General features: G+C 56.0%; 7 protein-coding genes. 1 reads left to right on the top strand and 6 read right to left on the bottom strand.

What is annotated here, in order from left to right; translation table 11 throughout:
- The 5 genes from tuf to C7476_RS08290 all read right to left on the bottom strand — a co-directional run bounded on the left by tuf (position 1) and on the right by C7476_RS08290 (position 5,510).
- The gene (gene tuf, locus C7476_RS08315; RefSeq protein WP_114429373.1) at positions 1-1,176 is read right to left on the bottom strand and encodes an elongation factor Tu; all 1,176 of its coding nucleotides are present in this window, start codon (positions 1,174-1,176) and stop codon (positions 1-3) included.
- A gap of 65 nt (positions 1,177-1,241) precedes the next feature.
- Positions 1,242-3,329 carry an elongation factor G gene (fusA, locus tag C7476_RS08310; protein WP_114429381.1) on the bottom strand — a complete coding sequence of 696 codons (2,088 nt, stop codon included), beginning with the start codon at positions 3,327-3,329 and terminating at the stop codon, positions 1,242-1,244.
- Positions 3,330-3,362: 33 nt separating this feature from the next.
- On the bottom strand, positions 3,363-3,833 hold the full coding sequence (gene rpsG, locus C7476_RS08305; RefSeq protein WP_099999168.1) for a 30S ribosomal protein S7: 471 nt from the start codon (positions 3,831-3,833) through the stop codon (positions 3,363-3,365).
- Between the two features lie 60 nt (positions 3,834-3,893).
- Positions 3,894-4,265, bottom strand: coding sequence for a 30S ribosomal protein S12 (gene rpsL / locus C7476_RS08300; RefSeq protein ID WP_008121760.1), 372 nt, complete (start codon positions 4,263-4,265; stop codon positions 3,894-3,896).
- Positions 4,266-4,880: 615 nt separating this feature from the next.
- On the bottom strand, positions 4,881-5,510 hold the full coding sequence (locus tag C7476_RS08290) for a VOC family protein (protein ID WP_114429379.1): 630 nt from the start codon (positions 5,508-5,510) through the stop codon (positions 4,881-4,883).
- 94 nt (positions 5,511-5,604) lie between these two features.
- Here C7476_RS08290 and C7476_RS08285 point away from each other — a divergent pair, with 94 nt between their 5' ends.
- Positions 5,605-5,886: a hypothetical protein gene (locus tag C7476_RS08285; RefSeq protein WP_114429378.1), complete on the top strand. Its 282-nt coding sequence runs from the start codon at positions 5,605-5,607 to the stop codon at positions 5,884-5,886.
- A gap of 340 nt (positions 5,887-6,226) precedes the next feature.
- Here C7476_RS08285 and rpoC read toward each other — a convergent pair whose 3' ends face one another.
- Positions 6,227-10,435 (bottom strand): DNA-directed RNA polymerase subunit beta', encoded by a 4,209-nt coding sequence (gene rpoC, locus C7476_RS08280; protein ID WP_114429377.1) that lies wholly within the window; start codon positions 10,433-10,435, stop codon positions 6,227-6,229.
- Between the last annotated feature and the right edge of the window lie 61 nt (positions 10,436-10,496).

Genomic DNA, 10,496 nt, shown 5'->3' with positions numbered 1-10,496 from the left:
TTATTCGATAATCGAAGAAACAATCCCTGCTCCAACCGTGCGGCCACCTTCACGGATAGCGAAGCGCAGCTTCTCTTCCATGGCGATCGGCACGATCAGCGTCACATCGACTGCGATGTTGTCGCCGGGCATGACCATTTCCGTGCCTTCCGGCAAAGTCACAACACCCGTCACGTCGGTCGTGCGGAAGTAGAACTGCGGACGGTAGTTGGAGAAGAATGGCGTGTGACGGCCACCTTCGTCCTTCGTCAGGATATAGGCTTCTGCCTTGAACTTGGTGTGCGGCTTGACCGAACCTGGCTTGGCAAGGATCTGGCCGCGCTCGACGTCTTCACGGCCAACGCCGCGGATCAGCGCACCGATGTTGTCGCCGGCCTGGCCCTGGTCGAGCAGCTTGCGGAACATCTCGACGCCGGTCACCGTCGTCTTCGTCGTCGGCTTGATGCCGATGATCTCGACTTCTTCACCAACCTTGACGATACCGCGTTCAACGCGGCCCGTTACAACCGTACCACGGCCCGAGATCGAGAAAACGTCTTCGATCGGCATCAGGAACGGCAGGTTGATCGGACGCTCTGGCGTCGGAATGTACTTGTCGACTTCCGCCATCAAGGCACGAACGGCGTCTTCGCCGATTTCCTTGTTGGAATCTTCGAGCGCTGCCAAAGCCGAACCCTTGACGATCGGAATGTCGTCGCCGGGGAAATCGTACTTCGACAGAAGCTCGCGTACTTCGAGCTCGACGAGTTCGAGCAGCTCGGCATCGTCAACCTGGTCGACCTTGTTCAGGAACACGACAATCGCCGGAACGCCAACCTGACGGGCAAGCAGGATGTGCTCGCGGGTCTGCGGCATCGGGCCGTCGGCAGCCGAAACAACCAGGATCGCGCCATCCATCTGCGCCGCGCCGGTGATCATGTTCTTCACATAGTCGGCGTGGCCGGGGCAATCGACGTGCGCATAGTGACGGGCTGGCGTCTCATATTCGACGTGTGCCGTCGAAATGGTGATGCCGCGCGCCTTTTCTTCCGGCGCTGCGTCAATCTGGTCGTACGGCTTGTACTCACCGAAATACTTCGTAATCGCGGCCGTCAACGACGTCTTGCCATGGTCAACGTGACCAATCGTGCCAATGTTGACGTGCGGCTTGTTACGTTCAAACTTGCTCTTAGCCATCTGAGCTCTCCGTTATATGTTCGCCTGCTCAGGCTTTACTTCAACTGTCACGCGCAACCTTATGGTTACGCAAACTTCTTCTGAATTTCCTGCGCGACTGCTGCCGGTACAGGTTCATAGTGATCGAACTGCATGGTGTACTGTGCACGCCCCTGGCTCATCGAACGCAGGTTGCTCACATAACCAAACATATTGGCCAGCGGCACCTGTGCATTGATGACGGTCGCAATACCACGCGGTTCCGTACCGAGGATCTGACCACGACGTGAGTTCAGATCGCCAATCACGTCACCGACGTAATCTTCAGGCGTAACGACTTCGACCTTCATGATCGGCTCGAGCAGCTGGGCACCAGCCTTCTGCGCACCTTCGCGGAACGCAGCGCGAGCTGCGATTTCGAAGGCGAGAACCGACGAGTCGACATCATGGTATGCACCGTCGATCAGCGTGGCTTTCACGCCCAGCATCGGGAAGCCTGCGAGCGGACCCGCACCCATGACGCTCTGGATACCCTTTTCAACACCCGGGATGTATTCCTTCGGAATCGCACCGCCGACGATCTTCGATTCGAAGATGAAATCGTCGCCGTCATGCGGCTCGAAGATAACCTTGATGCGGGCGAATTGACCCGAACCACCGGACTGCTTCTTGTGGGTGTAGTCGATCTCGGCCTTGCGGGTGATCGATTCACGGTAGGCAACCTGGGGGCTACCGGTATTTGCCTCGACCTTGAACTCGCGACGCATACGATCAACGAGAATGTCAAGATGAAGTTCGCCCATGCCCGAGATGATGGTCTGGCCGGACTCTTCATCAGTCCGAACGCGGAATGAAGGATCTTCAGCAGCAAGACGATTGAGCGCGAGGCCCATCTTTTCCTGGTCGGCCTTGGTTTTTGGCTCGACCGAGATCGAGATAACCGGCTCGGGGAATACCATGCGCTCGAGGATAACCGGCTTCAACGGATCGCAAAGCGTATCACCCGTTGTGGTTTCCTTGAGGCCTGCGAGAGCAACGATGTCGCCGGCAAAGGCTTCTTCGATGTCTTCACGCGAGTTGGAATGCATCTGCAGCATGCGGCCGATACGTTCGCGCTTTTCCTTGACTGTATTGTCGAGCGAAATGCCCTTGGTCAGCTTGCCGGAATAGATACGGCAGAAAGTCAGCGAACCAACGAACGGATCGTTCATGATCTTGAAGGCGAGCATGGAAAGCGGCTCGTCGTCGGACGACTTGCGGGTCGTTTCCGCATCGGTCTTCGGATCGATGCCCTTAATGGCAGGAACGTCTACCGGCGAAGGCAGATATTCAACAACGCCGTCAAGCAAAGGCTGTACGCCCTTGTTCTTGAAAGCCGATCCGCAGAACACCGGATGGAAGTCAACGCGGCATGTGCCGATGCGGATCAGAGCGCGCAGAGCGTCATTGTCCGGCATGTTGCCTTCGAGATAAGCCTCGGTGGCAGCTTCATCGACTTCTACAGCAGTCTCGATCAGCTTTTCGCGATACTCTTCAGCCTGGTCCTTGAGGTCGGCAGGGATTTCAACAACGTCCCACTGTGCGCCGAGCTGTTCGTCGCGCCAGACAAGTGCCTTCATCTCGATGAGATCGACAACGCCTTTGAACTCTGTCTCGGCGCCGATCGGCAACTGCATGACGAGAGCCTTGGCACCAAGACGGGTCTTGACCATCTCGACGCAGCGATAGAAATCGGCGCCGGTCTTGTCCATCTTGTTGACGAAGATCATGCGCGGAACATGATACTTCTCAGCCTGACGCCAAACGGTTTCAGTCTGCGGCTCGACACCGGCATTGGCATCGAGAAGCGCAATCGCGCCATCGAGAACGCGCAGCGAACGCTCTACTTCAATGGTGAAGTCGACGTGGCCAGGCGTATCGATGATGTTGAAACGGCGCATCTTGCCGTCACGGCCCTTCCAGAAGGTCGTGGTGGCAGCTGACGTGATCGTGATGCCACGCTCCTGCTCCTGCTCCATCCAGTCCATGGTTGCGGCACCATCGTGGACTTCACCGATCTTGTGCGACTTGCCGGTGTAATAAAGAATACGCTCGGTAGTCGTGGTCTTGCCGGCGTCGATGTGCGCCATGATACCGAAATTCCGGTAGTCTTCGATTTTATATTCGCGAGCCATGATATGGTGCCTCTGGGACTAATGTTTTCGCAATTACCAGCGGTAATGCGAGAATGCGCGGTTGGCTTCTGCCATGCGATGCGTGTCTTCACGCTTCTTCACAGCCGAGCCGCGGTTGTTTGCAGCATCGAGAAGTTCACCGGACAGGCGATCGATCATCGTCGTCTCATTGCGGCCGCGTGCTGCATTGATCAGCCAGCGGATGGCAAGAGCCTGACGACGCTCGGGACGAACGTCGACCGGAACCTGATACGTTGCACCACCGACGCGGCGCGAACGAACTTCAACGTGCGGCGCTACATTGTCGAGAGCCTGATGGAACAGGGCAACCGGCTCCTGCTTGCTCTTGCTCTCAACTGACTCAAGCGCACCGTAAACGATACGCTCGGCAATCGACTTCTTGCCATGATGCATGACTGCATTCATGAACTTGGTCAGAACGAGATCGCCGAACTTAGGATCCGGATTGATCTCACGCTTTTCTGCACTATGGCGTCTGGACATATTCTTTGTCTCTTATCTGCATCGGGTTGACCTACCTGGTGGCCAAAGTCCCGGAAAATCTTACTTCGGACGCTTCGCACCGTACTTGGAACGGCGCTGCTTGCGGTTCTTGACGCCCTGGGTATCCAGAACACCACGGATGATGTGGTAACGAACACCCGGCAAATCCTTTACACGGCCGCCGCGGATCATCACGACAGAGTGTTCCTGAAGGTTATGCCCCTCACCCGGAATATATCCGATGACTTCAAATCCGTTCGTCAGACGCACCTTGGCGACCTTACGCAGAGCCGAGTTCGGCTTCTTCGGGGTCGTCGTGTAGACGCGAGTGCAAACGCCGCGCTTCTGCGGGTTTTCCTGCAGAGCAGGGACTTTATTGCGCTTGACCGGCGCAGTGCGCGGCTTGCGGATCAACTGGTTTACGGTAGGCATTCAACCTTCCCTCTTTGTAATGCGTATCAAAGCGCTAGGCACTTCGGCACAAATCTCGTATCTTCGCCCGTCAGGGCCGTTTCAGCGCCATGCTCATGCACGAATTCGGGCAACTAAACCACCGCAAGGGTGGTTGCCCGAATAAAAGCAGAGGAAGCCCTAAAGGCCTCATGCGAGCGGCAAATTGCATTTCGATCGTAAAACGAACCCTGTTTGAGATGATCTCCAGAGCGTGTCGCTCCGAAACGGCCAATCTCACATCGGCTCAGATGGGCTGCTGATACTGTGTCCCCAGGCTTTCGTCAAGCCTGAAGCCACAATATTATTAAGGTTTGCAGCGTTTGCAGGCTCTTGCGGGCCCGAATGTAAGATAGTTTCGCCGGACGCGCATTAATTCAAGCAATATTTCGTCTCTTGCACAGGGATTTGCCCAGATTGATGACAGTTAGCCGCCTCATGCATACTCCGCCCGACATCACAGACCAGAATCGGGGAATCAGCGATCAATTCAGTACTAGGGACAATGCGAAGTAATTCACGCTACGGCTATTCAAACAAAACGAGTCCGCCTCTGCCTCTTAGTTAGTGATTCCAGAGAACCTTTGCCATCGGAGGTCATTTCAAGACCGTCAACCCACTAGGTGTATCCAGCAGGGCGCTAAAACAGGGGCGTGCGCCTTCTCTGACTTTTGGTGGCTCAACGATCCCCATCTCATTATAGAGCGCAATGATCTTGGATGGAGTCGGATGTTCAAGCACGAATTCTCTTAGTCGCACTCCCTGATCTACCAAGCTTGTCGCTGTGGGTGGATTATCACCTACGTCTATTACGGAAGGCAGAATCCCCCCCATTGGTAACTCTCCGCCCGCTGGCACCGAGAAATTAAAATGGTCGTCGAGCCATTTCGTGGACCCGAGGAGGTGGCCGTGCAACCTAAGAACCTTGTCAATTTCATTGGTCCTTGCAACCCAACCCCGAAGGCGTGCGCCTTTCGACCATTCAGTACGGACCGCCTCAATCTCATCAAGGCCAAACCACCGTGGACAGCTTGGTGAAGGCGCGTCAGGGTTAATGGCAATCACTTCGAGATAGCAGCTCTCTCCCAATTTGACTCGCCTATTGTGTGTACACATATCGGTATGGGTCGTTCCATTTATCAGATCGATTTCCAGGCAGTTAGAAACGTACTCAATGCCCTCTTCCAATGTCGGTGCGATGACTGTCATGTGATCGAATTGTAGCATTTACGCCCTCTCTCAAATGCACCAACGAATATTCTGATTTCATGAACGGCACGATTTCAGATAGACATAGAGCATAAAACTAGGAACCAATTCTATGCCATCGGACAATGCGGAAATAAAAACAGTTCATCTCATCGTTGCGGATGTCTGGAAGGACAAAGACGGCGAGCCGCGCCAGGTTCACCTGCTGCTGATGAACGACGATGCCGACGGGCTGGTAGAACTGGCGCTAAAGATCCTCGCCAATTCCGGCTATGAGGAAGCCGAGCTTCTGGAGATCGGTACGCTGACCGAAGAGCCCGAAGACGAACCGCACCTCTCCGCCTGGAAGAGCGCCCTCACCGGCCAGGCGGCGCTCATCGAGTTCAACGATTAAGATCGGGCTTTCTCGTCATACGTTCAATTATTTCTACCGCAGTCTAGGGTTGAGCTAACGGCATGGCGCCTCAGCTGAGTGCCCTTGGCCGACGCCGCAATTTATCTCCGCTTCGAACGGTTTGATTTTTGGATGACTCAAATCGATCCCTGCAAAGCTTTTGCATGAAAAGACTCAAATCTCACATAAGAACCGCCGAAACCTCCACAAGAAATGCCGAATCTGGTGCAAGAATTTCCACTCTCAGTAGAATTTTAGTTGCACTCGATTGAGACCGTCATGAAAAAGGCCGCCCGGGATTGCTCCGGGGCGGCCTTTTGGTTTGGTGTTGGCTACCAGCTTATTCGGCCGGCTGGCCTGTCATGTCCGTCAGCATCGGGCCGGCTTTCGCGGCGCTTGCTCCGGCTTCCTTGCGACGCTCGTCGATGATCAACTCGTCGCGGGCTCCGGCAATGCGGCGGATCTGCTTGACCGTTCCGCCGGTACCTGCCGGGATCAGACGTCCAACGATGACGTTCTCCTTCAGGCCCTGCAGAGCATCCATCTTGCCGGCAACAGCGGCTTCCGTGAGGACGCGCGTTGTTTCCTGGAAGGATGCTGCGGAGATGAACGACGGGGTCTGGAGCGAGGCCTTGGTGATGCCGAGCAGCACCGGAGTGCCGTAGCCTGGCTTCTTGCCATCCTCTTCCAAACGCTCGTTAATTTCGTCCAGCTCGATCCGGTCGACATGATCGCCGGCGATGAAGCCGGTGTCGCCTGACTCGGTGATCTCAACCTTCTGCAGCATCTGACGAACAATCACTTCGATGTGCTTGTCGTTGATCAGAACGCCCTGCAGACGATAGACTTCCTGGATTTCGTTGACGAGGTAGGAAGCCAAAGCCTCCACGCCCTTGATCGCCAGGATGTCGTGCGGTGCAGGATTGCCGTCGAGGATATAGTCACCCTTTTCAATGGCATCGCCGTCCTGAAGATGGAAAGGCTTGCCCTTGGGGATCAGATACTCGACTGGCTCCACGGTTTCGTCGTTCGGCTCGATGACGATGCGGCGCTTGTTCTTGTAGTCGCGGCCAAAACGAACCGTACCATCGATTTCGGCGATGATAGCGTGGTCCTTCGGACGACGGGCCTCGAACAGTTCCGCAACGCGCGGCAGACCACCGGTGATGTCCTTGGTCTTGGCGCTTTCCATCGGAATACGGGCAAGAACGTCACCCGCCTTCACATGCGAACCCGGCTCGACCGACAAGATCGATTCAACTGACAGCTGGAAGCGAGCATCGCCGCCCTTTGCCAGTTTCAGAACCTTGCCGTTCTTGTCCTTGACGACGATCGCCGGCTTCAGATCGGAACCGCGCGGTGTCGAGCGCCAGTCGATAACCACGCGCTTCGTGATACCGGTGGACTCGTCCGTCGTTTCCGTAACCGAAAGACCATCGACCATGTCTTCGAACTCGACATGACCTTCGACTTCCGTCATGACCGGGCGGGTATAGGGGTCCCACTCGGCAACACGCTGGCCGCGCTTAACATTATCACCATCATCGACATAGATGCGCGAACCGTAGGTGACACGGTGTGTTGCGCGTTCCTTGCCGGTCGCATCGACAATGACAACAGCCATGTTGCGGCCCATGACGACCAGATGGCCATCCGAGTTGCGCACCACGTTGCGGTTGCGGATCTGCACCGTGCCTTCATAGCTGGCTTCGAGGAACGACTGATCGACCACCTGCGCAGTACCACCAAGGTGGAACGTACGCATCGTCAACTGCGTGCCTGGCTCACCGATGGACTGAGCAGCGATAACGCCGACAGCCTCACCCTGGTTGACCGGGGTACCACGGGCCAGATCGCGGCCGTAGCACTTGGCGCAGATGCCGCCACGGGTCTCACAGGTGAGAGCCGAACGGATGCGGATCGACTGAACACCAGCCTTTTCGATGGCATCGATATCGAACTCGTCGATGATGTTGCCGCCCTTGACAAGCACGTCACCCGAAACCGGATGCAGGATGTCTTCAAGTGCCGTACGGCCGAGAACACGCTGGCCGATGGTCGCAACTACCTGACCGGCATCGACGATCGGCTGCATCGTGAGGCCCGTTGTCGTGCCGCAATCAACCGAAATGACGATGCAATCCTGAGCGACGTCAACGAGACGGCGTGTCAGATAACCGGAGTTAGCCGTCTTCAAGGCGGTGTCGGCAAGACCCTTACGGGCACCGTGGGTCGAGTTGAAGTACTCGTTCACGGTCAGGCCTTCCTTGAAGTTCGAAATGATCGGCGTTTCGATGATTTCGCCTGAAGGCTTGGCCATCAGACCGCGCATACCGCCCAGCTGGCGCATCTGGTTCGGCGAACCACGAGCACCCGAGTGCGACATCATGTAGATCGAGTTCATCTGCTTCTGGCGGCCAGTAACAGGATCGAACTCGACGGCCTTGATGCGCGCCATCATTTCGTCGGCGACCTTCTCGGTGCACTTGCCCCAAGCATCGACGACCTTGTTGTACTTCTCGCCCTGAGTGATCAGGCCGTCATTGTACTGCTGTTCGTACTCCGTCGCCAAAGCTTCGGTTTCAGCAACCAGCTTCGCCTTGGTTTCCGGAATGACCATGTCGTCCTTGCCGAACGAGATACCGGCACGGCAAGCATGACCGAAGCCAAGCTGCATGATGCGATCGCAGAAAATGACCGTCTCTTTCTGTCCGCAATGGCGATAGACCGTGTCGATCATCTTGGAGATGTTCTTCTTGGTCATTTCCTGATTGCAGATGTCGAAAGGCACGTTGTGGTGCTTCGGCAAAAGCTCGCCGATGATCATGCGACCAGGTGTGGTCTCGTAGATCTTCGACGTCGGCTTGCCGTCTGCATCGATGCTCTTGAAGCGGCCCTTGATCTTTGTATGCAGGGTCACTGCACCGCTGCCGATAGCATGGTGAAGTTCGCCCATATCGGCAAAGGCCATGCCCTCGCCCGGCTCCTTCGCCGCAACGATCGACAGATAGTACAGGCCGAGGACCATGTCCTGCGACGGAACGATGACCGGCAGACCGTTGGCGGGGTGCAGGATGTTGTTCGTCGACATCATCAGAACGCGGGCTTCAAGCTGCGCTTCCAGAGAAAGCGGAACGTGGACAGCCATCTGGTCGCCGTCGAAATCCGCATTGAAAGCGGTACAGACGAGCGGGTGCAGCTGGATTGCCTTGCCTTCGATCAGGATGGGCTCGAACGCCTGGATGCCAAGACGATGCAGCGTCGGAGCACGGTTCAGGAGAACCGGATGCTCGCGGATGACTTCGTCGAGAATATCCCAGACTTCCGGCTTTTCCTTTTCAACCAGCTTCTTCGCCTGCTTGACGGTCGAGGAGTAACCCTTTGCGTCAAGACGCGCGTAGATGAACGGCTTGAAAAGCTCGAGCGCCATCTTCTTTGGCAGACCGCACTGGTGCAGCTTCAACTCCGGACCAGTCACGATAACCGAACGGCCGGAATAGTCGACGCGCTTGCCCAGAAGGTTCTGACGGAAACGGCCCTGCTTGCCCTTGAGCATGTCGGACAGCGACTTCAGCGGGCGCTTGTTGGCACCGGTGATGACGCGGCCACGACGGCCGTTATCGAACAACGCATCAACCGATTCCTGAAGCATGCGCTTCTCGTTGCGGATGATGATGCCAGGAGCGCGCAGTTCGATCAGGCGCTTCAGACGGTTGTTACGGTTGATAACGCGGCGATAAAGGTCGTTGAGGTCGGACGTCGCAAAACGTCCGCCATCCAGCGGAACCAGCGGACGCAGGTCCGGCGGGATCACCGGAACGATCTTCATGATCATCCATTCCGGACGGTTGCCCGATTCCAGGAAGTTCTCGACGATCTTCAGACGCTTCATGAGCTTCTTCTGCTTCAGATCGGAAGTCGTTGTAGCAAGTTCCTCACGCAGATCGCCGGCGATCTTTTCCAGATCCATCGAAGCCAGAAGTTCATGTATAGCCTCGGCACCGATCAGTGCGGTGAAGGAATCCTCACCATACTCATCGACCGCGATCATGTATTCTTCTTCCGAAAGTAGCTGATGCTCCTTCAGCGCAGTCAGGCCCGGCTCGGTCACGATATAGTTCTCGAAATAGAGAACGCGCTCGATGCCCTTCAAGGTCATGTCGAGCAATGTGCCGATACGGCTAGGCAGAGACTTCAGGAACCAGATGTGCGCAACCGGGGCTGCGAGTTCGATATGGCCCATACGCTCACGGCGAACGCGTGACAGCGTGACTTCCACACCGCACTTTTCGCAGATGATGCCCTTGTATTTCATGCGCTTGTACTTGCCGCACAAGCATTCATAGTCCTTGATCGGCCCGAAGATCCGAGCACAGAAAAGACCATCCCGCTCAGGCTTGAAAGTGCGGTAGTTGATCGTCTCCGGCTTCTTGATCTCACCGTATGACCAGGACAGAATCTTCTCAGGGCTGGCGATCGATATCCGGATGGAATCGAATGCCTGCACAGGCACCTGAGGATTGAAAAGATTCATGACCTCTTGGTTCATGCCGTTTCTCCATGGGGCAAAAAGTGCCCTCTACTTGCGATGGATATCCGCCGCCGCGGGT

Origin of the sequence: Phyllobacterium bourgognense (assembly GCF_003337575.1) — a bacterium.
Lineage (GTDB): Bacteria > Pseudomonadota > Alphaproteobacteria > Rhizobiales > Rhizobiaceae > Phyllobacterium > Phyllobacterium bourgognense.
The sequence above is the reverse complement of the archived record's forward strand: the minus strand, read 5'-3'. Positions and strand labels throughout refer to the sequence as shown.